Origin of the sequence: Rhizomonospora bruguierae (assembly GCF_018397995.1) — a bacterium.
Taxonomy (GTDB): domain Bacteria; phylum Actinomycetota; class Actinomycetes; order Mycobacteriales; family Micromonosporaceae; genus Rhizomonospora; species Rhizomonospora bruguierae.
In genome coordinates this window covers 125,566-150,525 of the sequence record NZ_BBQH01000021.1, presented here as the reverse complement: position 1 = coordinate 150,525, position 24,960 = coordinate 125,566, and the positions used below count along the sequence as shown (strand labels likewise).

Below are 24,960 nucleotides of genomic sequence, written 5' to 3'. Positions count from 1 at the left end.
ATTGCGTGACACGGTGTTCGACACGTGGCGGTGGTTACAGGTTGAGCAGCCCGTACCGCACGAACGCCAGGCTGAGCACGGCATGAGTGCACGGCGTGAGGCTGAGTTGCTGGCGGCGTGGGAGGCCGAACTGACGTCACCCGGACGGTAGTGCACGGGCCTCCGCCTCGTAGTTAAAGACCTCCCGAAGTAGCCGGTTGGTTTCTGGCGGTCATGCTCGGCTCGTAGCGCGGCCGGCGCGGGATCGCGCTGCTCGATGGGCTGCCGCCACCTCCGGGCACGGTCCTGGTCTGCCTGGCGGTCGCAATCGTGCTCGGCTCGTCGAGCATGTCCGACATCGGGCTACTGGCGCATCAGGCACTGGTGTTCGCCGATCCGCCGTCGGAAGCTACTGTGCGCCGCGCCCTGGTGGGGCTGGACGAGGCCGGGCTGCGCTGCGTCGCCTTACTTGTAAGGACTCCAGATTGCAGCTTTATCGCCATCTCGGAAGGTCTTGAAGCGGTGACGCCACTGTTCGGCGAGGCTCGGGTTGCTACAGAGCACGGGAAGGACGCTGGTCACAAGTTGTAGCTCACGGATCGTCCGCATGACTGCGAATCCGGGCCAGTCAAGAATGTTTACCCCGTACGCTTCGGCGAGTTGCTGATGTGTGTCCTGTGAGTAGGAAAAGCGGAGGCTGCCGACCGCGGCTGGTGTGAGGTCCCACTCTCGTGGCCCGACTGCTGCCGAATCGAAGTCGCACATCACTGGCCCCTGGGGGCCGGGTATGAGGTTTCCGATGAAACTGTCGCCGTGAATGGGACCTCGCGGCAGGAAGTAGTCGAGCCGATTCAGGTTCGCTTCAGTTTCGTGACACTTCTCTTCGAGGAACGCACGATCTGACGGCGAGATATTGCCTGTTTCCTCGATCCGCTGCTTAATCGCGGTCGTCGGGCTCCATGCCGGAAGCGCGGGCGGCGGTTCGGGCAAGGAATGGTAGCGGCGGAGGATCCTGCCCAAGTCGTAACCGTTCGGCGCCGGCCCCGTCGCCGGAACTCGGTGCCAGAAGGTGACCTTGTGGTCTCCAACCACCAGCGGCTGCGCGATGTCGGTAAGTAGCCGGACGGACGGCATCTGGTGGCCTTCTAGCCATCGGGCCACCGCTACCACCTTGTCGACACGGTCCCTTACCGCTTGAGAGCCTGGTATTCGCACCACGACTGCCTCGCTAGCGAGGTCGAAGACGGCGTTGTTCGTAAATTTGATCAGTCGGGCGCCTGCTGGGTTCAGCCCGGCTTTGTCGCACGCCTCTCTGAGGATCTTCTCAGGCCACCCGGCGCCAACACTGTCGGATCTTTGGTTTCCTGACGAGCTCATACCACCGTTCGCAGCCTCGTGATGTCGTGCGCAATTTCCTGAATCTCGGGGTCTTTCAGGTACTGCGTTGCGGCATCCTCCAACGGCTGGAGCCGGTCGATGGTGCGGATGGACCGCACAGTCGCGGCTGAGGCTACTGCATCGCGAGCGATGCGCGTGCCGGCATCTCTGTTGCCACATCGCAGGTGCGCGACTGCGAGGGCAGTTGACTCGAAAACCCGACTGCGGGCCATTTCATCGCCACGGTAATCGAGTGCCTTGCCGATGTATTGGATCGCGACGGCCAGTTCGTCGTCGGTGGCGTCGGTCAAGGACGCGTGAGCCACGCCAATGGAGGCGTGCAGGTCGGCTTCGCCGAAGAAGCGGACCCACGCCTGGGCGTTCTCGCGGTTCGCCCGCACGAATTCGTCAGTGGCGCGGTTAATAGATCGTGTCATCTGCTTCCGGTCGCCGATGAGTCCATAGGCCCATGCTTCGTTGGCGCATAGCATTGAGACCGTCAGTCCACAGCCGGAGTCCTGGGCGGTGATCTGGCCGAGCTGGAAGAACCGAAGTGCGTCGCGGTGCATTCCACGATGTAGGTGGAGGCGTCCCATGCGGTAGAGGATGTTTGCCGCCAGGGACAGGTCGTCGGCGGTCTTGGCTTGTTCGAGGGCGCGGGCGAAGTGCCGGCGGGCTGTGCCGTACATGCCGACGTCGAAAGATGCCCATCCGGCCAAGTTGTGCAGGTCGGCGAGCGCGAGCAGCATCCGGGCGTGGATCTCCTCTGAACATGATGCTTCAAGGAGCTGCTGTACCCAGCGGACCTGCGCGGCTACCGCGTCACGGCAGGCTCCACCGCCGTGGCGGTAGTCGAGGGCGCGCATCGCGGCGGTCAACGCCCGCACATGTTCGACGTCGCAGACTCCGACGTGCGACGGCGCTGGGGCAACATCCCGGTCGATAGGTTGCCACCAGCGCGCTACCTCGCTGACCGGGATGCCCATGGTGACGTTGGCAGCATGAGACAACAGGGCCCGCACCTGTTCCCGTTCGCCTTCCTCTGGCGAGCAGGCAGCAGTGGCCAGGTCGAGTGCGGCTTCCGTTGACTCGTCGTAGGCCAGTCCCATGTAGCCGCGCGGCACACCGAGGCCATCCGCGATGCGTACCAGCACGTCGTGAGCCATGACGCGTCGTCCTCGAAGAACCTCGTAGACCTCGGAAGCGCTCTGGCCGGTGAGGCGGGCGATGTGGCGTTGGGAGATTCCAACTCGCTGGAGCCGTTCGTACACCGCCTTGAGGTCGCGAGCGGCCAGCGCGCGACGCATCTCGCGCTGCTCCCAGACTGCGGGTGCGATCACGTCAGGTCCGTGTTGATCCACATTCATGCTGACCGCACCAGCCTTCCTCGGAAGCCTCTTGTGCAGGCTAATCGGCACCAGTACGGGACGGAATCCCTGACATGACAAGGGGACTAGCGCGACTAGTCATCCTGGCGCATATACAAGCCAATCAGTGATAGGTCTTACACGCTCGGTGAACATCGATGAAGCTGGTGGGGCAACGGCTCCGGTCAACCGGCACGCAGGGCCTGGCCGGCGCCGCGATGGAGTCGCAGCCATGGCACCGAATGGATGGACGAGATGGTTCCTATATCTGCCGCTATCGGCACGGTCTCCGGCGGGCGGAATGTCGGCTCCTCCAGTCGAGGATCTCGAGTCGCGCCGCGCCTCCTGCGGGAACCTCGACAGCCGGTCGCAACGGTCCCCTGGTTGCGACCTGCGCCAGCCTGGCCAGTCACGAGGGCTGAGGATTGCTCGGCCTTGAACATGTCGGCCCGCAGTCCAACCCTGTGGCCTGAACGGTGAACCATCCGCGATGACTGCCGCCCACCCATCTTGTAAAGACTCCCCGTCTGGTACACCCCCGAGGCAGGTAGCTCCCGTGTCCACGATCAGCATCGCCCGGTACGACATCCTCTGGATCGACCAAAAGATCTTCCCGCTGGACGGTTTCCCGGAGGGGTTCGCCTTGATGGTGAATGCGGTACTGGAGACCGGCAGTCGGGGCGGTGAGGGCACCTCCGGCGAGGGCGGCTGGGTGCATGTGCGCGGCTGGGTGCTGGACGAGGACGGTAAGCGCCTGACGCTGGGGGTTGATGGTCGACTCTGGCAGATCCGGCTGACGGTTCCGGCCGATGCACCGCATGCTACGGCTCTCCCGCCGTTGGTGCCCGAGCGCAGCCTGCGCTTTCGCCCCGAGTCGCAGGGGGCAACCGGACGGCCCGGCAGAGCCATGATGATCAACATGGCGGGTCAGGGATTCACCCTGGAAGGCCGGCTGCGCTGCGGGCCGCACGACGCCTTGATGACGCCGTATCAGGACGGCCTGCGTAACAGGTTCTACGCGTGCTCCACTATCCGGTGCATCGTCGGCCTGATCCCGGCCGCGCTGATCGAGAACCTGACGTGGATGGAGCTGGCCGCCCGCGCCCCCCGCTTCGCGGCCGCCCTGCCCGACGAGCGGGCCGCGATCCTCGCCAAGATCGTGACCTCGGTTCAGGTCAGTGAACGGGTCGGCGAACTCCGGGTGCACCTGGCCCCGGCCGCTGGCGCCGCTGTCGTCGCGACCGGTCGCCACCCCGTCTCCAGTCGGTAGATCTCGTTCTTTGCTCCAGCCGGACGGCACGGCGCGGGCTGCTGCTTACACAACAGACCGCACCGTCGGGGCGTCCGGAGCCAACCATGCAGGAAAGCCGGAGACGCGCCGCCGCCAGCCCCTCGTCCCGAATCCCTCCGGCTGGTCGCGACCCTGCTGGATCTGCCCGAGTTGGACTCCAGTCCATCTCGGGGCCGCATCACAACTGGACACCACTTTTGGGGAGGCAAGCAGATGCACAGCACCACCGCGCCACCGGACCGCCTCGGCCCGCATCGGCGGGATGCTGGGCGGGATCGTTGGCTGCCGTTGACTGCCGCGGCGGCCGTCCTGACGGTCCTGGTCGCCCCGGCGGTCGTCGCCTGCTCTGCCGACCGGCAGAGCACGGAGAATCTTGCTGCCGGCCGGGGTGCGGACAAGGTCACGTACCTGACCGCGTTCGGCACGCCGGGCCGGGAAGGGTTCGTTTTCCTCGGCAAGGACAAGGGCTACTTCAGCGAGAACCAGATCGACCTGGAGGTCGTGGGCGGCGCGGCCGGGGACAAGAACTTCCAGATGATCGTCGCCGGGCAGGCGCAGTTCGCCGCCGTCGACTACACCGGCGTAGCCATGCTCGCCGGCAACCACAGGCTCGGCGCCGGCAAGGATCAGCTCGGCGATTTCAAGATCGTGGCGGCGTTGCAGCCGACCACGCTGATCGCACTGATGGCCAAGACCAACCGGGGGATCGTGACCCCCCGCGACCTGGCCGGCAAACGGCTGGGCATCGCCTCCGGCGCGGTGCCAGAGAAGTTGTGGCCCGGCTACGCCAAGCTCGCGGGCATCGACGCCAGCCACACCAAGATCGTGAACTTCGCGCCTCCGCAGCTACCCGCCATGCTCGCCGGTGACAAGGTCGACGCCGTCGGGATCTTCGTGACCGGAAAGCCGGGCGTGGCTCAAGCGGTCAGGCCGTCGCAGGTGACCGTCCTGCCGTACGGCGACTACATGAACGACCTGTACGGCAACGTGCTGATTGCCCGCAGCGATCTGATCGAGCGCGATCCCGGCCTCGTCCGCCGGTTCACCGCGGCACTGATCAAGAGCCTGACCTACTCGGTACAGAACGACCAGACCGCGGCCGAGTGCGGCAAGGCCACCCACAAGGCAGCCCCAGCCACCGATAAGGACACCGCCACCGAGGAGATCAAGGAGATGCGCAACTGGGTCAAGGTCGGCCCGGCCAACGAACCGATCGGAAGCCTCGACCCGGCCCGGGTGCGCAAGGGGTTGAGTCTGCTACGCAGCCTCGGCCTGATTGCCGACTCCGACATCGACCCGGCATCGTTCGTCGACTTCACCATCACCTCAACCCCCAAGCCCGTCGATCGACGCAGGAGCACCCGATGATCGCCGCCACCTCACCCACAGGCGACACCTACGCCCTCAGTAACGACCACGAGTTGGCCGCCACTCATCACCGCTTGCTGGCCACGCTGTTCGACCGGACATCCTTCCTACGCGTGGCCGAGATCGACCCGCGCGGTGCCCGCATCCTGTGCGTCGGCGCCGGTAACGGCGCCTTCGCACGCCTACTGGCCGATCAGGTCGGCCCGACCGGCGCGGTGCTGGCCACCGACATCAACCCGATCCCGCACCTGGACACCCCACACCTCCAGCTTGAGATGTCCACGCTCGACCTCAATGACCGGGACGACCCACGGATACAGCCCGGCGCCGACTGGTCACTGATCCACGGCCGACTCGTGCTGTGCCACCTACCCGAACGGGAAGCGATCCTGGCCCGACTGGTGCGAGCACTGCACCCCGGCGGATACATCGTCATTCAGGAGATGGACACCGCGGACATCGACCGCGTCGTGGCCTGCGCCCCGACACCCCAGGACGCCGACACCTACCGCGCATACCAACACGCCGTCGGGCAAACCTTCACCGACAGCGGCACCGACCGTGGTTGGCACCGCCGAGTCCACGGCACCCTACTCGCGCTCGGCATGACCGACGTGACCACCACCATCGACGGCTCATACTGGCCCGGCGGCAGCCCCGGCACTCAGTTCATCGCCGGCACCCTACGCCAACTCACCCCGAAGCTGCTGGAGCGCGGGGTGGAGCCGGAGGTCCTGGAACGGGTGAGGGAACTGCTCGACGACCCGAACTTCGTCCTGACCGGATACCCCCTACACACCACCATCGCCCGACGCCCGACCACGAGTAGCCACGGATAGACACAGGGACTATCCGACCGACGGCCCGTGCCAGGCTCGACTCCACCGGAGCCGAGCCTGGCCAGCGTCAACCCCCCGATCGTCGCCGGCTCGCGCCCACCGCGAATACGACAACCGAAATACCTGTGGCCGCGCCCACCCACTCATACCGGACACCAAACAGGAGCTATAGCGGCACATCCGTAACACCACACCACGCACCCCCTCCCGCTTCCCTTTCCAATTCTCGTGGAGCCCCTTGATGCCCCCACAACCCTACCGCCCACCCGCCCTTCAATGGCAGGTATTCCACGGCAGCGACGCGACCCGCCACGGCCTCCTGACCGAGCACCAACTACGCAGCCAAGCATGGATACGCCTACTCCAAGACGTGTACGCCGACGCACGCCTACCCCGCGACCACAAACTCATGTGCCAAGCCGCCGCCCTACGCCTACCCAAAGGCACCCTGATCGCCGGACCCTCCGCAGCCGCGCTGCTCGGCATCGAAAACGCCGCCTCATTCAGCGACCCGGTCCACGTCATCGCACCCCCACAGGTCCGAATCAGCCAGCAACGCCACGTCCGCGTACACATCAGACAACTACACCCCGACGACACCCACCCCAACAGCGACCCACCACACACGACCGCCGCACGCACCGCCTGGGACATAGCCACCTGGCTACCCACCACCAACGCGGTAGCCATCGTGGACACCATGCTCCGCCAAGGACTCGTCACCCACCACGACCTAGACCACATACTCACCAAACACCAACGCAAACGCGGCAGCCGACGGGGCCGCCTCGTGTTCCAGATCGCCGACGGCATCCCCATCGACCAATTCGTATCATCCCTCCGCACCCGACTGATCCTGGCCGGCCTCCCACAACCACAACTACGCCACCCACTACACCACACCGAACCCGAAATAGTCACAGAAATAGCCTGGCCACAACAACGAGTCACACTCGAATTCAACACCCGAAACACAACCCTACTGACCTTCGCCGGATGGATAGTGATACACGCACCACGAGAACGAATCCGCCAAGACTTCCCAGCCGTACTCGACGAAATACGCCGAGCACTGACACGACGCACCACCCACCTGGGAAACCCCGACGCACCCGAATGGCTCAGTTGAACAAGGCCGCCGTGGGAGCGGACGTGACGGGTTACAGCGGCGAACTCCGGGCCGGGCCCCGGCCAACCGGGCCCGGTCCGGCGTCAGCAGCCGGTCGCCTCCGCGCACATCCGGGTGACGGCTGTGCGGGTGATGGCGACCGCCCGGTCCTCCAACGAGCCGGGCAGGTCGAGGGACGCGACCAGGTCCCCCCGGCGCACGACGGCGTACAGCCGAACCGTCTCCGGGCCGGTGGGCATGCCGTTGGCGTCCTCGCTCCGCATGCCGTGCCGGATCAGCACCGACTCGTCCCCGGCGAACCCGGTACGCAGGACGGCGAGCGTGTGCCAGCCGACGCTCGTGTAGTCCGGTGGCAGGTGGCCGTCGAACGTCCCGCAGCCGTTGGCCACCCGCTGCGCCTCGGGCACCATCCGCTCGGCCCGGCCGGGGAGGAACAGTCGCACATCCTGCACGAGCGACTCGCCGCCGGGGCCGGTCAGGTAGGTTCGCCGCAGCGCGATGTGCAGCCGGAAACCGGTGATCGACAGTGCCGCCCAGCCGGGGCACTCGGTCCACTCCAGCGCCCACCCCTTGGCCGAGTTCGGCCACAGTTCGGTGCGATCCACCAGGTACCCGGGGGCGATGTCGTCCGGCTGGAGCAGGCTCCGCCCCGGTATCGCCTGCTCGTCGGGCAGCAGCGTGGCGGGCGCCGTCGCCGTGCCGTACCGCTGCGGGCCCGTGGTCTGGCGGCGCAGACCCGGCCCGCCGATGGCCACGATCAGCAGCACGGCCAGCGTGGCGGAGCCCCAGCCGATGCCGATCCGGGTGCGCCGGCGGGCGCGACGGCGCAGTTCCTCCGGCGGCAGCCAGTCCACCGAGGCCAGCTCGTCGGCGAGCTGGCGGACCACGTCCGGTACCCGGTCACGCATCGGCGGCCTCCTCCGGCTCCGGGCCGAGGACGCCGGCGAGGGCGAGCCGGCCCCGGGCCAGCCGGGACTTGACCGTGCCGACCGGTACCCGGGTCTGCTGGGCGACCTCGGCGACCGGCATGCCCATCAGATAGTGCAGCGCGATCGCCAGCCGCTGCTCGTCGGGCAGCAGCCGCAGCGCCTCGACCACCTCGAGCAGTTGCGTGTCCGGGCCGGCCACGTCGGCGGCCGGCCCGTGCCGCAGGTACGCCCGCACCCGGCTGCGCACGCTGCGCCAGCGGCTGACCGCGACCCGCGCCGCCACCACCCGCACCCACGCCTCCGGCTCCTCGTACCGCGAGATCGTCCCCCAGCGCTGCCACGCCCGGATGAACGCCTCCTGCACCGCGTCCTGGGCCTCGGCCAGGTCGCCGGTGAGCGCGTAGACGTACCCGAGCAGCCGCTGCCGGCTGCCCCGGTAGAACTCGTCGAAGTCGTCGACGCCGGTCACGGCCACCTCCACCGCGTACACGCGCGGGAGGGGTGCCCGGGTTCCCGGATCAGCGGACGAGTTGCCAGCCGGGCAGGGGACCGTTCGTCAGCGGCTCCAGCAGCAGGTAGCCGCCGGCGGCCAGGGCCAGCACCGTGACGATGCCGAACAGGGCCACCCAGACGATCGCCGGCAGGTGGGTGACCCGGGCCAGCTGGTCGGCGTCCGAGTCGGGCAGGCGGCCGCGCCAGCGCAGCCGCTGGAGTTCCCCGATCGGCCGCACCCCGCCGATCAGCAGGAACCACACCCCCGCGTACGCGAAGATCGCCTGCACCTGCGGGGAGGCGAACCAGGAGACGCCGAACACGGCGGCGCCGGTGGCCAGCACGGCGACGATCCCGTAGCCGTTGCGGATCATCACGAGCATGGCCAGCAGCAGCGCCACGGCCAGCCAGAGCAGCAGGGTGATCCGGCCCCCGGCGAGCAGCCAGGCGCCGAACAGCCCCAGCAGTGACGGCGCCACGTACCCGGCCAGCAGCGTGAACGCCATGCCCGGACCGCTCGGTCGACCGCGCGAGAGGGTCAGCCCCGAGGTGTCCGAGTGCAGCCGGACGCCGGTCAGCTTGCGTCCGGTGAGGACGGCGGCCAGCGCGTGCCCGCCCTCGTGGGCGATCGTGATCGCGTTGCGGGCCACCCGCCAGACGTCGCGCACCCCCACCACCAGCAACGCGACCAGCGCGGTCGCCGCGATGATCAGCGCCGGCGGGTCGGGCTGGGCGCCGGAGAGGTGTGCCCACAGGTCACCGAGGTTGTCGATCGACACAGCCGCACAGGCTACCGCCGGTGCCGGGGCAGGGGGTCGAACCGGGGCGGTGCGGCGGTCTCAAGGACGGCGCCGCACCACCCCGAGCTCCCCTAGGAGCAGCGCGCTCCGTTCAGCGTGAACAGGGTCGGGTCGGGGTTCGCCCCGCCCGGGCTGGTCGCGGTGAACCCGAACGTGACCGTGGCACCCGGCTCGATGCGCCGGTTGCTGCTCACGTTCTTCGCGGTGACGGTCGCCCCGGACTGGTCGGCGGTCGCCAGCCAGATCTCGTCGATCTTCTGCCCGCCCAGGAAGGACCACGTCACGGACCAGCCGTCGATCGCCGAGCGGCCGGTGTTGGTGACCGTCGCCTGGGACGTGAAGCCGGTCGTCCAGTCACCGTGCGTCACGTAGTCGACCTTGCAGGAGACGGTCGGTGTCGCCGACACCGCACCCTGGTCGGCGAGGAACGAGGCCATCCAGGCCAGCGCCGAGTTCCAGTTGATCGCCACCTCGTTGGTCGCGTACGACTCGATGTCGTCCACGTAGCAGAACATCGGCTTGCAGCCGGCCAGCAGCGCCTTGGCGAACGGGTCGTCCAGGCCGGCGTTGGCGCCGCCCGCGATCGAGCCGGCCGGCGGGTGCGGCAGCGCCGGGTCCAGCTGGTGCCCGAAGATCCGGGTGTGCTGGTTCTGGGAGAACTTGTCGCCCCAGCCGGTCACGTACGAGTTGTTCAGCGCGTTGCGCCCGAAGAGGTAGTCCATCCCCCGGATCGCGCCGTCCCGGTACTTGGCCGCCCCGGTCAGGTCGAACGCGGTCGCGAGCACCACGTTGTTGTTGGCGATGTTGCTGTTCGCGCCCCAGAAGTAGTGGCCCGTGTCGCCCGGCATGGGCAGCCCGTACGCCTGCCCGTCCGCGGTCGCCAGGTAGGCGTCGGCGGCGGCCACCACCGAGTCCCGGATCCGCTTCTTCTCGGCGGCCGGCAGCAGGCTCGGCACGGTCGCCAGGTCCAGGCGGCCCAGCGCCGCCACGCCGCCCCAGCCGAAGCCGGCCGAGGTGAACACGGCGCCGGTGTGGTGCGGGGACGCCGTCACGTCGGTCAGGTACGCCGCCTCGCCGGTGGTCAGGTACAGCTCGGCGGCGGCCCAGTAGAACTCGTCGCTGACGTCCCGGTCGCCGTAGGCGCCGCCGCCGTTGCCGTCCGAGTCGCTGGCGATCCGGTTCGGGTTGGCCTTGGCCGCCGCGTACGCGGTCTTGGCCGCGGCCAGCGCCCGGGCCGCGAACGCCGCGTCGTACGGGGCGAACAGCCGGGCGCCCTGCGCCGCCGTGGCCGCCAGGTTCAGCGTCGCGGCGGTGGAGACCGGGTGCAGCTCGCGCGGCTGCGGGTCGTCCTGCGGCTGGAGTGGCAGGCCGGTCCAGTTCTGGTCGTGCAGCTTGTGGTGCGCCATGCCGGCGAACGGCTTGCCGGCCGGCACCTGCATGCGCAGCAGGAACTCCAGCTCCCAGCGCGCCTCGTCCAGGATGTCCGGCGTGCCGTTGCCGCGCTCGGGCACCCGCAGCGTGGAGTCGCCCAGCGCGCCGGGCGCCACGGCGTACGCGTTCTTGGTCCGCTCGAACGCGCTCAGCAACTGGTACGTGGCGATGCCGCCGTTGACCACGTACTTGCCGTGGTCGCCCGCGTCGTACCAGCCGCCCTGCGCGTCCAGCCGGTAGTCGCAGACGCCGGGCTGGCAGGGCACGTTCTTGTCACCCTGGTTCGGCGCCGCGTTGAGGTGCCCGGCCGGGCGGGCGTACTGCTCGCCGACCAGCGCGCCGTCGATCGCGATGCCGCTGCGCTGGAGGTAGAAGAACTGGAGCGAGTCGGCGCGCAGTTGCTTGTAGACGGTGGTGGAGATGTCGAACGGGTAGCTCGTCTCGCCGTCGGCCACCAGCGTGTACCCGGTGCCGGCGGTCCGGTACGCCGAGAAGTCGATCGTCTGCACGTTCTGCCCGGAGGCCGCGTCCACCCCGCGCGGGGTCGCCTTGCCGCTGGCCACGACCGCGCCGGCGGCGTTCTTGAGCTGCCACGCCAGCGGGTCGGTCGCCTCGGTCACGACGGTCGCGTCCTTCGGCCCGGCCGGCAGGTAACCCACCTGGTTCACCCGGACCCGGGAGCCGGTGTCCGGCTCGTACGGCGGCTTGGCGTCGCCGCCGATCAGCGACACGTTGTCCAGGCACAGCCGGTACGCGTTCGCGTTGGCGCCGACCTGGAACGCCACCTGCGCCGCCGTGGTGTCCTCGGTGGCGGTGAGGGTGAACTCCAGGTGCTGCGCGGTGGCGGTCAGCGCGAGGTCCCGGGAGAAGTAGCTGGTGAACGGCTCCGCGCCGAGCTGCACGGCGGCCCGCACGGTGGCGCCGGGCGTCGCGGTCGCGTCGAACGAGAACCGGTACTCGGCGCCGGCCTTCAGGGTCACGCCGTTCTGCCCGACGCCCGCGTCCCACGGGTTCTCCAGGCCCGCGGGTACCTGCGAGCAGAGTTCGCCGTTGACGACGGCGGTCGACGTGGTGCCGTAGTTGTACCAGCCGGCGTCGCCGTTGCCGAAGTCGCCGTTCTGAACCTGCTCGGCGCCGCCGCCGGCGGGGGGCGCGGCGTCGCTGGTCAGCGAGACGTCGTCCAGGCAGAAGGTCCACGGCTCGGCGCTGCCGCCGAGCTGGAGGGTGAACGTGCCGTTGGTCGAGTCGAGGCTGCCGGTGAAGTCGTACGTGAAGGTCTTCGCCTCGGCGGTCAGCGCCACGTCCCGGCCCAGCACCGTGGTGTACGGGTCCTCGTTGAGCTGCACGTTCGCCTTGACGGTCACCGGAGCGCTGGCGGACGCGCTGAACGTCAGCCGGTACGCGGCGCCGTTGACCAGCGGGATGTCGTTGTGTCCGAGGCTCACGTCCCACGGGTTGGCCGCGCCGGCGGGCACGTCGACGCAGAGCCGGCCGGCGTCCGCGCGCAGTGGCGCGTTCGCCGTGGACCACCAGGGCGCGGTTCCGCTGTCGAACGTGCCGTTCCCGATCAGTTCGGTGGTCTCGGCGTGCGCCGGGAGGGCGGTGGCACCGGCCAGGACAAGGGCGAACGCAGCCGCACCGCTGAGCAGTGCGCGCCGTCCGGTCGATCGTTTCAAGGGGGGTCCTTCCGATGGGGCAGGATGGGGATCATCGAAAGCCACCACTGGGAGCGCTCCCAATGGTCCCTCGGATGTTGCCAGGGCGTTTCCGGGGTGTCAATCGATTGCTCTGTATCCGCTGGTGGCCGGGGCCGCGCACCCGGGACCGTCCCGCCGCGGATAATTCGGCAGAATGGATCCACCGGGAGGTCGATGCCGCGCCGGCCGCGGCGTTGCCTATTCTGAATCGCTCCGGCGCGATGGAGGAGGGGGCCCACCTTGACAGCGCTCGGCGGGCCGTCTGCCCGACCCGTGGTCGGGCCCGCGCGCACCGCGCGACCCACGGCCGCCGTGTGGCTACCGGCCGGGGCCGCCCCGGTCTCCATCGGTGGATACCCGGTGGGCGGCGGCCTGCTCTACGTCGGGCGCGGCCTTACCGGCGCGTACACCACCGCCACCGAACCGGCCGCGATCGACCCGGCCCTGCCGGTCAGCCTCGGCCACCCGGAGACGCCCGGCACCGCGCACACCCGCCACCCGTCCTACGAAGACCTGACCCCCGGCGGTCGCGCCGGATACCTGGAGTGGCTGGCCCGCGGGCGCACCGGGCGCACCGAGATCGACCACGTCCTGCTGTTCTTCTTCGGACTCGAACGGCGCGTCCTGGTCGACCTCGCCGCCACCCGGGACGGCCACCAGGAGTACGAACACATCGCCGCCGAGGTCCGCCGACTGCGCGCCACCTACGGGGCGGACGAGGACCTCGTCGCGCGGGCCAACCGGTTCCTGGAACTCGTGGACACGCTCGCCAAGGTCAGCGAACCCGACCTGCGCCCGCCCGGCACGCCGGCCGACCCCACCCGCGACCTGCCGGTCTCGCTGCGCGTCGGCATCGGCCGGTACGCCGCCGCCCGCCGCCCGCTCTCCGCCCGCTGGGCGTACGCCTGGCACGCCCACCACCCGGACCGCGGTTGGCGGGAGACCGCCACCGAGCACCCCGACGAGTTCCGGGCGGCGTTCGTCGCGCTGTACACCGAGTCCTTCCCGGACGGCGGCATGACCCTGCCGCTCGCCGCCAACGACGACCTCACCCTCACCTACCAGCCGGCCAGCCCCGGCTTCGCCGGGCGCTCCCTGCGGGTGCACACCCGGGTACCGGACATCCGCCGCATGGTCGCCCCGGTCCGCCAACTGCACGCCATCGCCGCCCTCGTCCAGGACGACCTGGAGGTCGAGCGCGAGCGGCGCGAATCCACCATGGCCAGCGCCATCGCCCTGCTGCACCTGGCCGCCATCGTCGCGCCGGCCGGTGGGCGCTGGTCCGACGCCACCCTGCGCGAGCAGGTCGCCGACGCGCTCCAACTCGGCCCCGACCAGCGGGACGAACTGGCTGCCGTCCCCGCCCGCCCGCGCCGCACCGCGCTGGTGGACGCCCACCGCCAGTTCGCCCAGGTGCCGCACGCCCAGCGGGCCGCCGCCGCGGACCTGCTCATCGCGGTCGCCGGCGCCGACGGCACGCTCACCCCGGCCGAACAGCGCATCCTCGGCGAGGTCTTCCCGCTGCTCGGCCTGGACCCGGGCGAGCTGGACGGCCGGGTCCGCGAACTCGTCTCCACGATGGACGAACCGGACGACGACGACACGATCATCCTCGACCTGGCTTTGGTCAACCGGAAGATCTCCGAGGCGGCCCCGATGGCCACCCTGCTCTCCGGCCTGCTCGCCAACCCCACCCCCGGCTGACCCCACCCACCGCGGGTCGCGGGTCGCGTCCCGCTCAGGTGGCCGGCGCAGGTGGTGCATGCACCTGGACGTGCCGCGTCGCTGCCCGTGGCGGCCGCGGGTGGCGGAAACTCACGTCGCCTCTCCCCTCCGTCGCCGCACGCCGTCATCGATCATGACGAGCAAGTACCCGGCGAGGGCAGCGGCTATCCGGAGTTGGGCCGGAAGGTCTGCGCAATCGTCTGGAACGTGGCATAGTTCGCGTACCACACCGATTCCGGCGTTGACCAGTAGATCGCGTACGCCTTCTTCTGGCCGGTGACGAAGCCCCGGTTCACCACGTGCGTCCGGACGCCGTTGCTGTCGTACGTCCACTCCCAGTCGGCGGCGGTCTTGAAGTAGTCCACCGCCACGATCTTGACCCGCCGGTACGCCTTCCAGTCCCCGCGCGCCCGCCTGGTTTCCTCCTGCGCCTGCCAGTCCTTCACCGGGTCGCCCTTCGGGTGGTCGGTCTGGTCGATGCCGAGCAGGCGCGGGCCGTTGCGCTCGTCGAAGTAGACCATCGAGCCCCGGCGCCGGACCGTGTAGTCGAACGGGATCGCCACGACGAAGCCGCCCGGCCCCTTGTACGTGTGCCAGCCCGCCGGTATCTGCACCCCCGTGGTCGGGGTGGGCGCCGGCGTGGTCGTCGCCGGCTTGCTGGGCGTACCGGCGCCGGCACCCGCCGTACTCTCGCTCGGCGCGGCACTGCCCGGCGCCGATGGACCGGAACCGTGCGAGCGGGTGTCATTGTCGCTGCGGACCAGCGGAATCAGCAACAGCGCCAGCAGCACCCCGACGACCACCGCCGCGACGATGAGCGCCGTTCGCCGCCGGTCGGGCCGCTTCCCGCCCGGCCGCACCCGCGGCACCGCGACCGCGGCCCGCGCCGCCGGCACGGCGGTACCCGGCCCGGCGGGCTGGCTCGGCAGCATCGGCCGCATCGCGTCCACCCTGGTGGCATCCAACGGCGGCGCGAGCGGATCCGGACCGCCCCTCGCGGCGGCATCCTCCTTTGTAGACTTCGCGGCCCCGCCCGGCGCGGCCCCGCTCGACGCGCCCCCACTCGACGCGCCCCCACTCGACGCGCCCCCACTCGACGCGCCCCCACTCGACGCGCCCCCGCTCGACGCGCCCCCACTCGACGCGGCATCGCCCGTCGTGGCCTCGGTTTGCGGGGTCTCGGTTTGCGGGGTCTCGGTTGGTGCGGTCTCGATGTCGATTCCGGTGTTGCCGGCAGCGGCAGTGCCAGCGCCGCCCCCGGCGCCCGCGAGGGCCGACGCGGCAGCGCCGGCGGGCGAGTCGCCGGGCGACTTCGCGAGCGCCGGCGGCTCCGCATCGGCGGCGCGGCGCGGGGCGGGAACGACGGGCCCGCGCGGGATGGGCGGCGGGCTCGGCATCGGCGGCGCGGTCTGGTCGCCGTCGCGCTTGCCCTTGCGCTTCGTGGTCTTCGGCCCGGCCTTGCCCGCTGGCGCCGGCCCCTCCGCAGGCTCGCCGCCGGTGCCGTCGCCCTCGGCGCGGTCCTCGTCCACGTCCGCCTCGGCCTCGCCGTCGATCGACCGCACGGCCGCGCCCGATTCGGGCGCGGCACCGGAGCCGGCAGCGGCACCCTGGCTGGCGTCGGCCCCGGCGTCGGCGCTGCCGCTCCCCGCATCGCCCTCGGCGCCGCCGAGCCCGCCGCCGAGCCCATCGCCCGACCGGCTCGCGCTCTGCGTGCCGTCAGCCCCCGCGCCGGCACGCGCGGCGCGGTCAACCTCAGCGGCACCAAGCCCGCCACCACCCTCAACCGCCGCGCCGGCACGGTCAGCCCCGGCACCGGTCGCTGCGGCGGCGGACCCTCGCGCTTCGTCGGCCCGGGTCCGGTCGACGGACGGCGCCTCGCCGGCCGGGCGTGGGTCGATCGGCGGGCGGGGCGTCAGCGGCCCGCCGGACGCGGGCGGGACCGCGGCCGGGGGTGCGCCGGCGGGTCGGGGACCCTCCACCGCCCGCGCCGAGCCGCGTACCGTCGGCGGCTTCGGGGGCTGCCCGATCGGCGTGCCGGTCGGGCGGGACGTGCCACCGCGCAGCGGCCGTACCGCCGGCACGAAGGCCATCCCGCCGCGGGACCGGGGGCCGGCGGCGCGGAGCAGGTGGCGCTCCACCTCGTCCGCTTTCATCCGTTCGTGCGGGATGCGCCGCAACAGTCCCAGGAGCACCGCTCGCAGCGGACCGGCCCGGCGCGGCGGGGGCGGCGGCTCGGTGGCGAGGGCGGTCAGCGACGCGATGGCCGACGACCGCGCGTACGGCGAGCGGCCCTCGACGGCGGCGTAGAGCGTGGCCCCGAGGGACCACATGTCACCATCCGGATTGGCCGTACCGTCGCGGGCCCGCTCCGGCGCGATGTACGCGGGCGAGCCGAGCACGAGGCCGGTGCGCGTCACCGTGGAGTCGCCGGGCTGGGTGGCCAGCCCGAAGTCGGTGAGGACCACCCGGCCGTCCCGGCCGAGCAGGACGTTGCCGGGCTTGACGTCCCGGTGCAGCATGCCGAGGCGGTGCGCGGCGCGCAGCGCGCTCAGCACGCCCAGGCCGATCTCCGCCGTCCGCTGGACCGGCACCGGCCCCTCCGCGTCGAGGACCTGCTGCAGCGACCGGGACGGCACGTACTCCATGACGATCCAGGGATAGTCCTCGGAGCGGATGACGTCGAAGACGCGCACCACGTTGGGGTGGTTGAGCCGCGCAATCGCCCGGGCCTCCCGCATGGACCGGTTGCGCATCTCGATCCGCTCGTCGGCCGTGAACCCGGGCGGTGGCACGATCTCCTTGATCGCCACGTCGCGGTGCAGCAGTTCGTCGTGTGCCAGCCAGACGCGGCCCATGCCGCCCTGGCCGAGGGGTTCGACAAGGCGGTAACGATCGGCGACGATGCGGGGCGCGGGAGACATCCGCAAAAAGGTACCCGGAGGTGTTCTGCGCGACACCCGCCGGACCCTCCCCTGTGAGCGGGGTCCCGTATGCTGCCGGCGTGTCCGACGAACCGCGCCCGCTCTTCCGTGTCGTTCGCGGCACGCCCGCCCCGGAGGAGCTCGCCGCCCTCGTCGGCGTCTTCGCCGCGCGCCGCCCGGCCGCGCCGCCGCGCCCGCGGGATTCATCCTTCTGGGCGACCCGTTCGCGGCCCGGCGCGATCTCGCCGGCCGGCCTCCCGGTCCGGTGCGGCGCGTCCGCCTGGCGGGCCTCGGGTCTGCCCCGGTAGGGGGTCGCGCGGCGTGTCGGGAGGTCATGGCGATCACGGGCGTCCGCGGCTGGTGCTGGCGTCCGCCAGTCCCGCCCGGCGGGCCCTGCTGGCGGCGGCCGGTATCGACTGCGAGACCGTCGTGAGCGGGGTGGACGAATCGGCGGTGAGCGCCAGCGGCCCGGAGGCGCTGTGCCTGGTGCTGGCCCGGATGAAGGCCCAGGCGGTCGCCGGGCGGCTCCGCTCGGCCGGCGACGCCGCCCCGGAGGTGCTGGTCGTCGGCTGCGACTCGGTGCTGGGCTTCGACGGCGAGACGCTCGGCAAGCCGGTGGACGCGGCGGACGCGGTTCGGCGGTGGCGGGCGATGCGCGGCCGGTCCGGGGTGCTGTACACCGGGCACCACCTGGTGCAGCCGGCCACCGGCAAGCAGGCGGAGGGCGTCGCGGCCACGGTGGTCCACTTCGCCGACCTGACCGACGCGGAGATCGACGCGTACGTGGCGACCGGCGAGCCGCTCGCGGTGGCGGGCGCGTTCACGATCGACGGGATAGGCGGCGCGTTCCTGGAACGGATCGAGGGCGACCACGGCACGGTGGTGGGACTGTCGCTGCCGCTGCTGCGCTCGCTGCTCGGTGAGCTGGGGCTGTCGATCGTCAGCCTCTGGCGCTGACCCTGGGCCGCCGGCCAGCCGGCGCGGCCGGGCCGGTGCCGTTGGGCCACCCGCCACCCGCGCCCCCGTCCCCCGGGCGGCGGGGAAACCCGATAACGTTCCGGCCATGAGCCGGAAGTCGTTGACGCTCAGCGCGGAACTGCACGAGTACGTCGTCGCGCACAGCACGCCGCTGGACCCGCTGGCCCGGGATCTGGTGGAGGAGACCTGGGCGGCGCTGCCCCGCCAGGCGGGGATGCAGATCGCCCCGGAGCAGTCGGTGTTCCTCACGATCCTGACCCGGCTGCTGGGCGTCCGCCGGGCGGTGGAGGTCGGTACGTTCACCGGGCTGTCGTCGCTGGCGATCGCGCGCGGGCTGCCCGAGGACGGGCAGCTCATCTGCTTCGACATCTCCGAGCAGTACACGTCGGTGGCCCGGCGGTACTGGGAGCGGGCCGGCGTGGCGGAGCGGATCGAACTGCGCCTCGGAGCGGCGGCGCAGCGGCTGCGCGAACTACCCGAGGAGCCCACCATCGACCTGGCGTTCATCGACGCCGACAAGCCCGGGTACCCGGCCTACTGGGCGGAGATCGTGCCGCGGGTGCGCCGGGGCGGGGCGATCCTGGTGGACAACACGCTGCGCGGCGGGCGGGTGCTCGACCCGGCCGGCGACGAGACCGACTCGGCGATCGTCCGCTTCAACGACCTGGCCCGGGAGGACGACCGGGTGGAACTGGTCGTGCTCCCGCTCGGGGACGGGGTGACCCTGGCGCGCAAGCGCTGAACCACCCCGCCCCCGGTACGCCGGGTCAGCGGACGCTGCGGGCGAACGAGCGGGCCGACCAGGTCAGCGCCGCCGCCGTCAGCACCACGACGATCACCAGGGCCTGCCAGACGCTGGCGTCGCCCGGGTGGCCGGCGAACAGCGATCGGGCCGCGTTGACCGCCCAGCTGAACGGGTTGAAGTCGGCGACCCGCTGGAGCCAGATCGGCGCGAAGGCCAGCGGCAGGAGGATGCCGGACAGCAGCAGGATGGGTTGGCTGACCGCGTTCATCAGCGGGGCGAGGGAGTCCTCGCTGCGCAGCTTGAGCGCCAGGGCGTTGGAGACGGCGGAGAGCATCAGCCCGATCATTGCCAGCAGCAGCAGCGTCAGCAGCAGGTCGGCGGCCTTGATGCGCAGCCCGAACGGGATCGCCAGCACGGTGATCAGGATGGACTGGAACAGCAGGCTCACCACGTCCCGCAGCGAGCGGCCGAGCATCAGCGCCATCCGGCTGACCGGGGTGACCCGGGACCGCTCGATGATGCCGGCGCGCAGTTCGGCGATCAGCCCGAAGCCGACGAACAGCGACCCGAACATGGCCAGCATGACCAGCAGGCCGGGCACGAAGGTCTGGTACGCGATCGCGTTGGTCGGCGCGTTCAGGGCCCGTTTGAGCAGCGGCCCGAACAGCAGCAGGAAGTACAGCGGCTGGATGACGCCGATGATCAGCCAGACCGGGTTGCGCAGCACCAGCAGCATCTGTCGCTGGAACACGATCCAGGTGTCGCGGAGCAGTTTCATTCCTCAGCTCTCCCGCAGCGATCGGCCGGTCTTCTCCAGGAACACGTCATCGAGGCTGGGCCGGTGCAGCTCGATCGAGCCGAGCGCGATGCCGGCGCCCTCCAGGGTGCGCATGATCTGCGGGATCGCGGTCGCGCCGGCGTCCACGTAGAGGCGCAGCCCGCCGCCGTCCAGGGTCTCCAGCCGGGAGACGTAGTCGGCGGTGTCGAGCAGTTTGGCGGCCTGCGGGGTGGTCCCGTTCACGCCGACGGTGATCACGTCGCCGGCCACCTCGCGCTTGAGTTCGGCCGGCGTGCCCTCGGCGACGATCTCGCCGTGGTCCATGATGGCGATCCGGTCGCAGAGCGCGTCGGCCTCGTCCAGGTAGTGGGTGGTGATGAAGACCGTCATGCCCTCGGTGCGCAGCCGGCGGACCTCGTCCCACATGTGCGCGCGGCTCTGCGGGTCCAGCCCGGTGGTGGGCTCGTCCAGGAAGACGATCTTCGGCTCGTGGATGATGCCGAGCGCGATGTCGACCCGGCGGCGCTGGCCGCCGGAGTAGGTCTTGCACTTGCGGTCGGCGTACTCGGTGAGCTGGAACGCCTCCAGCGCGCGGACCGCGCGCCGCTGGGCCTCGGCCTTGCCGATGCCGTACATGCGGGCCTGGACCACCAGTTCCTCGCGGGCGCTGCACTCGTCCCACGTGCTGCCGCCCTGGGCCACGTAGCCGATCCGCTTGCGCACCTCGCCGGGCTGCCGGCGCAGGTCGGCTCCGGCCACGGTGGCCTCGCCGCCGTCCGGCTCGATGAGCGTGGCGAGCATGCGCAGGGTGGTGGTCTTGCCGGCGCCGTTGGGCCCGAGGAAGCCGAAGATCTCCCCCTCGCGGACCATCAGGTCCACCCCCCGGACCGCCTCGACGGTCTTGGTCTGTTTGCCTTGCCGGGATCGGAAGGACTTTCGCAGCCCCTTCGTCTCGATCATGGTCAGCTCCTGCTTCCCCCTGATGATGTCGGGGTGCAGGCTAACGCGATATAACGCGGGTGGTCAACCTTGATTATTGCTCGATGTGTCGGCCGCCTCCTCGGACCACGTGTAGGACGCCCCCGACTCGATCCGGTCCGCGATCCGCTCGCACCACTGCGCCTCCGCGTCGCCCCGGGCGCCGAACAGTTCGAACATCCAGCCCACGTGTGGCGGCTTGTCACCCAGCCAGCCGGACGTGGCCGCCGACCGGAAGCCCTCCACCGTGGTACGCAGCACCTTGGCCCGCTGGCGCAGGGCGGCGGCGGCCTCGTCCGGGGGCACGGCGGGCAGGAACGCCAGCGCCGAGGCGAACGGGTCCGCCACCGGCTTCACGTCCCACATCAGGTCGCTGAGCAGCCGGTGGAACTCCGCCCGACCCTTCTCGGTGATCTCGTACCGGGTGCGGGCCGGTCGGGCGCCGACCTGCTCGCTGGGCAACTCCCGCAGCAGGCCCTCCCCGGCGAGCTTGCGCAGCGCGTGGTAAATGGAGCCCGGCTGCACGTTCGCCCACCGGTCCGCGCTCCAGCTCAGCAGCTCGCGGCGAACGTCGTAGCCGTGCACCGGCTCCAGCCAGGAGACGACGCCGAGGATCATCATGCGGGTGGCCGACATGCCCGCAAGCGTAATAGCCAAATTTGACTAAAGCCGGAGGACGCCCGGGAGTTCCCGGACGACACCCTAAACTGCCCGGTAACTTAGGACTGCCCGGTGACTCAGCGGAGGTTCTGCCGTGCCGATCACGAAGGTGCTGGTCGCCAACCGGGGCGAGATCGCGGTCCGGGTCATCCGGGCCTGCCGGGACGCCGGCCTCGGCAGCGTCGCCGTCTACGCCGACTCCGACCGGGACGCCCCGCACGCGGTCCTCGCCGACGAGGCGTACGCGCTCGGCGGCGACCGGGCCGCGGATACCTACCTGGACATCGCGAAGGTGCTGGCCGCGGCCGCGAAGTCGGGCGCGGACGCGGTACACCCCGGGTACGGGTTCCTCGCCGAGAACGCGCGGTTCGCCCAGGCGGTCATCGACGCCGGCCTGACCTGGATCGGACCCACCCCGCGGGCCATCCGGGACCTCGGCGACAAGGTCACCGCCCGGCACATCGCCCAGCGGGTTGGCGCGCCGCTGGTACCCGGCACCCCCGACCCGGTCGGCTCCGCCGCGGAGATCGTGGCGTTCGCCGAGCGGCACGGCCTGCCGGTGGCGATCAAGGCGGCGTTCGGCGGCGGCGGGCGCGGGCTGAAGGTGGCCCGCACAATCGAGGAGATCCCGGCGCTGTTCGAGTCCGCGACCCGGGAGGCGGTGGCCGCCTTCGGCCGGGGCGAGTGCTTCGTCGAGCGGTACCTGGACCGGCCCCGGCACGTGGAGGCGCAGATCCTGGCCGACCGGCACGGCAACGTGATCGTGGTGGGCACCCGGGACTGCTCGCTCCAGCGCCGGCACCAGAAGCTCGTGGAGGAGGCGCCCGCGCCGTTTCTCACCGACGCCCAGCGCGCCCAGATCCACACCAGCGCCAAGGCGATCTGCCGGGCCGCCGGGTACCACGGCGCGGGCACGGTCGAGTACCTGATCGGCGCGGACGGCACGATCTCGTTCCTGGAGGTCAACACCCGGCTCCAGGTGGAGCACCCGGTCACCGAGGAGACCGCCGGCATCGACCTGGTCCGGGAGCAGTTCCGGATCGCCGAGGGGCGGCCGCTGCGCCACACCGGGGACCCGGCGCCGCGCGGGCACGCCATCGAGTTCCGGATCAACGGCGAGGACCCGGGCCGGGATTTCCTGCCCGCCCCCGGCACGGTCGCCGCGCTGCGGCTGCCCGCCGGGCCGGGCGTGCGGGTGGACGCGGGCGTCGACTCCGGCAGCCTGGTCGGCGGCGCCTTCGACTCGCTGCTGGCCAAGCTCATCGTCGTCGGCGAGACCCGCACCGAGGCCCTCGAACGGGCCCGCCGCGCGCTGGACGAGATGGTCGTCGACGGCCTGGCCACCGCGCTGCCGTTCCACCGGGCGGTGGTCCGCGACCCGGCGTTCACCGACGAGCCGTTCCGGGTGCACACCCGCTGGATCGAGACCGAGTGGGCCGGTGGCGTGCCGCCGTTCACCGGTGCGGTCGCGGCCGAGGCGGCCGACCCGCGGGACACGGTCGTGGTCGAGGTGGACGGCAAGCGGCTCGAGGTCTCCGTCCCGGCCGGCTTTCTCACCGGGGCGGCGGCGCCCGCGTCCCCCCAGAAGGCAGCCCGGCGCGGCGGCGGCCGCAAGCAGGCCGCGGCGGCCGGCGGCGACGCGCTGGTCGCGCCGATGCAGGGCACGATCGTGAAGATCGCGGTGGCGGACGGCGACGCGGTGGCCGAGGGCGACCTGATCGTGGTCCTCGAGGCGATGAAGATGGAGCAGCCGATCAACGCGCACCGGGCGGGCGTGGTCGGCGGCCTGTCCGCCGGCGTCGGCGACGTGCTCCCGGCCGGGTCGACCATCTGCACGATCTCGGCCGGCTGACCGGCGCGGCGATCACCGGGCCGGCATGATGGCCCGGTGCGGTTTCTCTCCGGCGCGACCCCCGCGCACGACCTGACGTACAGCGACGTGTTCATGGCGCCCGCCAGGTCCGACGTCGGCTCCCGGCTGGACGTGGACCTGGCCACGGCGGACGGCACCGGCACGACGATCCCGATCGTGGTCTCGAACATGACCGCGGTCGCCGGGCGCCGGATGGCCGAGACCGTGGCGCGGCGCGGGGCGATCGCGGTGATCCCGCAGGACATCCCGATCGACGTGGTCGCGGACGTGGTCGCGTGGGTGAAGCAGCGGCACCTGGTGCACGACACGGCGATCACGCTCGGCCCCACCGACACCGTGGGCGACGCGATCCACCTGCTGCCGAAGCGGGCGCACGGCGCGGTCGTGGTGGTGGACCCGGACGACCGCCCGCTCGGCGTGGTCACCGAGGCGGACACGGTCGGGGTGGACCGGTTCGCGCAGCTGCGCCACGTCATGTCCACCGAGTTGCTGACCGTGCCGTCGACCGCCGACCCGCGGGCGGCGTTCACCCGGTTGCACGAGGGCCGGCACCGGCTCGCCCCGGTGGTGGACTTCGAAGGCCGCCTGGTCGGCATCCTGACCCGCAAGGGCGCGCTGCGGGCCACCCTGTACCACCCGGCGGTGGACGGCAAGGGCCGGCTGCGGGTGGCGGCGGCCGTCGGCATCAACGGCGACGTGGCCGGCAAGGCCGCCGCGCTGCTGGAGGCGGGCGTCGACACGCTCGTGGTGGACACCGCGCACGGCCACCAGGAGCGCATGGTCGCCGCGCTGCGTGCGGTCCGGTCGCTGGAGCCGGGGGTGCCGGTGGCGGCGGGCAACGTGGTCACCGCCGAGGGCACCCGGGACCTGATCGAGGCGGGCGCCGACATCGTCAAGGTGGGCGTGGGCCCGGGCGCGATGTGCACCACCCGGATGATGACCGGGGTGGGCCGCCCGCAGTTCTCGGCCGTGCTGGACTGCGCCGCGGCGGCCACCGCCCTGGGGCGCCACATCTGGGCGGACGGCGGCGTGCGGCACCCGCGCGACGTGGCGCTGGCGCTGGCGGCCGGCGCCGCCAACGTCATGATCGGTTCCTGGTTCGCCGGCACCTACGAATCCCCCGGTGACCTGTACACGGACGCGGACGGCCGCCGGTACAAGGAGAGTTTCGGCATGGCCTCGGCGCGGGCGGTGAGCGCCCGGACGTCGGACGACACCCCGTTCGACCGGGCCCGCAAGGCGGTGTTCGAGGAGGGCATCTCCACCGCGAAGATGTACCTGGACCCGGCGGGGCCGGGCGTGGAGGACCTGCTGGACGCGATCGTGGCCGGCGTGCGTAGCGCCTTCACGTACGCGGGGGCGGGCTCGATCGGCGAGTTCCACGAGCGCGCGGTGGTCGGCGTGCAGAGCGCCGCCGGGTACACCGAGGGGATGCCGCTGCCGACCTCCTGGTAAATCAGTTTGGAGGGGCGACTCAGCCATCGCGAAATGGCGCGGCGCTGCTTCGTCCGGCCCGCTACGCTCACCGGGATCGTCGACACGCTGGCCAGGTCCGGCTATGTGGAGCGGAGGCGGGCCGAGGCGCCCGACCGGCGGGCGGTGC

19 protein-coding genes and 2 pseudogenes are annotated in these 24,960 nt (G+C 71.3%); 11 read left to right on the top strand and 10 right to left on the bottom strand.

The features are described 5' to 3' along the window. Window positions 1–444: 444 nt before the first annotated feature. Window positions 445–1,356, bottom strand: a complete 912-nt coding sequence (locus KJS59_RS12640; protein ID WP_249714074.1) for an aminoglycoside phosphotransferase family protein — start codon at window positions 1,354–1,356, stop codon at window positions 445–447. Next, window positions 1,353–2,774, bottom strand: a complete 1,422-nt coding sequence (locus KJS59_RS12635) for a helix-turn-helix domain-containing protein (protein ID WP_249714073.1) — start codon at window positions 2,772–2,774, stop codon at window positions 1,353–1,355. The genes KJS59_RS12640 and KJS59_RS12635 overlap by 4 nt, the downstream gene beginning before the upstream one ends. A gap of 505 nt (window positions 2,775–3,279) precedes the next feature. Between KJS59_RS12635 and KJS59_RS12630 the strand changes: the two genes are divergently transcribed. The 4 genes from KJS59_RS12630 (at window position 3,280) to KJS59_RS12615 (ending at window position 7,350) form a co-directional block, all read left to right on the top strand. Then, complete coding sequence (locus tag KJS59_RS12630; protein WP_213453033.1) at window positions 3,280–3,993, top strand: hypothetical protein; 714 nt, start codon at window positions 3,280–3,282, stop codon at window positions 3,991–3,993. Between the two features lie 234 nt (window positions 3,994–4,227). Then, window positions 4,228–5,382: an ABC transporter substrate-binding protein gene (locus KJS59_RS12625; protein WP_213453032.1), complete on the top strand. Its 1,155-nt coding sequence runs from the start codon at window positions 4,228–4,230 to the stop codon at window positions 5,380–5,382. After that, a complete protein-coding gene (locus KJS59_RS12620; protein WP_213453031.1) occupies window positions 5,379–6,221 on the top strand; it encodes a class I SAM-dependent methyltransferase in 843 nt (280 codons plus the stop codon). Before KJS59_RS12625 ends, KJS59_RS12620 begins: the two co-directional genes overlap by 4 nt. 370 nt (window positions 6,222–6,591) lie before the next feature. Continuing rightward, window positions 6,592–7,350, top strand: a complete 759-nt coding sequence (locus tag KJS59_RS12615) for a hypothetical protein (protein WP_249714072.1) — start codon at window positions 6,592–6,594, stop codon at window positions 7,348–7,350. Between the two features lie 83 nt (window positions 7,351–7,433). Here KJS59_RS12615 and KJS59_RS12610 read toward each other — a convergent pair whose 3' ends face one another. The 4 genes from KJS59_RS12610 to KJS59_RS12595 form a co-directional block, all read right to left on the bottom strand. Beyond that, window positions 7,434–8,258, bottom strand: a complete 825-nt coding sequence (locus tag KJS59_RS12610) for a hypothetical protein (protein WP_213453029.1) — start codon at window positions 8,256–8,258, stop codon at window positions 7,434–7,436. After that, window positions 8,251–8,748 carry a sigma-70 family RNA polymerase sigma factor gene (locus KJS59_RS12605; protein ID WP_213453028.1) on the bottom strand — a complete coding sequence of 166 codons (498 nt, stop codon included), beginning with the start codon at window positions 8,746–8,748 and terminating at the stop codon, window positions 8,251–8,253. Before KJS59_RS12605 ends, KJS59_RS12610 begins: the two co-directional genes overlap by 8 nt. A gap of 49 nt (window positions 8,749–8,797) precedes the next feature. Further along, window positions 8,798–9,550, bottom strand: a complete 753-nt coding sequence (locus tag KJS59_RS12600; protein ID WP_213453027.1) for a M50 family metallopeptidase — start codon at window positions 9,548–9,550, stop codon at window positions 8,798–8,800. A 92-nt stretch (window positions 9,551–9,642) separates the two neighbouring features. Continuing rightward, window positions 9,643–12,678, bottom strand: a complete 3,036-nt coding sequence (locus KJS59_RS12595) for a glycoside hydrolase family 9 protein (RefSeq protein WP_283775773.1) — start codon at window positions 12,676–12,678, stop codon at window positions 9,643–9,645. 294 nt (window positions 12,679–12,972) lie between these two features. Between KJS59_RS12595 and KJS59_RS12590 the strand changes: the two genes are divergently transcribed. Next, complete coding sequence (locus KJS59_RS12590; RefSeq protein ID WP_306345164.1) at window positions 12,973–14,403, top strand: TerB N-terminal domain-containing protein; 1,431 nt, start codon at window positions 12,973–12,975, stop codon at window positions 14,401–14,403. 1,739 nt (window positions 14,404–16,142) lie between these two features. On the opposite strand, the pseudogene KJS59_RS31765 reads toward KJS59_RS12590, so the two are convergent. Further along, window positions 16,143–17,345 (bottom strand): annotated as a pseudogene (locus KJS59_RS31765) (serine/threonine-protein kinase); the annotation flags it as partial. Window positions 17,346–17,425: 80 nt separating this feature from the next. On the opposite strand from KJS59_RS31765, the gene KJS59_RS12580 reads away from it, so the two are divergent. The 3 genes from KJS59_RS12580 (at window position 17,426) to KJS59_RS12570 (ending at window position 19,065) form a co-directional block, all read left to right on the top strand. After that, window positions 17,426–17,653: an acyl-CoA carboxylase subunit epsilon gene (locus tag KJS59_RS12580; protein WP_213453025.1), complete on the top strand. Its 228-nt coding sequence runs from the start codon at window positions 17,426–17,428 to the stop codon at window positions 17,651–17,653. A gap of 13 nt (window positions 17,654–17,666) precedes the next feature. After that, window positions 17,667–18,302 carry a Maf family protein gene (locus KJS59_RS12575; RefSeq protein ID WP_213453024.1) on the top strand — a complete coding sequence of 212 codons (636 nt, stop codon included), beginning with the start codon at window positions 17,667–17,669 and terminating at the stop codon, window positions 18,300–18,302. A 106-nt stretch (window positions 18,303–18,408) separates the two neighbouring features. Beyond that, window positions 18,409–19,065 (top strand): O-methyltransferase, encoded by a 657-nt coding sequence (locus KJS59_RS12570; protein WP_213453023.1) that lies wholly within the window; start codon window positions 18,409–18,411, stop codon window positions 19,063–19,065. A 25-nt stretch (window positions 19,066–19,090) separates the two neighbouring features. On the opposite strand, the gene KJS59_RS12565 is transcribed toward KJS59_RS12570, so the two are convergent. The 3 genes from KJS59_RS12565 to KJS59_RS12555 all read right to left on the bottom strand — a co-directional run bounded on the left by KJS59_RS12565 (window position 19,091) and on the right by KJS59_RS12555 (window position 21,460). Then, window positions 19,091–19,846: an ABC transporter permease gene (locus KJS59_RS12565; protein ID WP_213453022.1), complete on the bottom strand. Its 756-nt coding sequence runs from the start codon at window positions 19,844–19,846 to the stop codon at window positions 19,091–19,093. Between the two features lie 3 nt (window positions 19,847–19,849). Continuing rightward, window positions 19,850–20,806: an ATP-binding cassette domain-containing protein gene (locus KJS59_RS12560; RefSeq protein ID WP_213453021.1), complete on the bottom strand. Its 957-nt coding sequence runs from the start codon at window positions 20,804–20,806 to the stop codon at window positions 19,850–19,852. 63 nt (window positions 20,807–20,869) lie between these two features. Then, window positions 20,870–21,460 carry a PadR family transcriptional regulator gene (locus tag KJS59_RS12555; RefSeq protein ID WP_249714070.1) on the bottom strand — a complete coding sequence of 197 codons (591 nt, stop codon included), beginning with the start codon at window positions 21,458–21,460 and terminating at the stop codon, window positions 20,870–20,872. 124 nt (window positions 21,461–21,584) lie between these two features. Between KJS59_RS12555 and KJS59_RS12550 the strand changes: the two genes are divergently transcribed. The 3 genes and pseudogenes from KJS59_RS12550 to KJS59_RS31965 all read left to right on the top strand — a co-directional run. After that, the gene (locus tag KJS59_RS12550) at window positions 21,585–23,336 is read left to right on the top strand and encodes an ATP-binding protein (RefSeq protein WP_213453045.1); all 1,752 of its coding nucleotides are present in this window, start codon (window positions 21,585–21,587) and stop codon (window positions 23,334–23,336) included. Window positions 23,337–23,372: 36 nt separating this feature from the next. Then, complete coding sequence (locus tag KJS59_RS12545) at window positions 23,373–24,812, top strand: GuaB1 family IMP dehydrogenase-related protein (protein ID WP_213453020.1); 1,440 nt, start codon at window positions 23,373–23,375, stop codon at window positions 24,810–24,812. 33 nt (window positions 24,813–24,845) lie between these two features. Then, window positions 24,846–24,896, top strand: a pseudogene (locus KJS59_RS31965) (hypothetical protein); the annotation flags it as partial. Window positions 24,897–24,960: the final 64 nt, after the last annotated feature.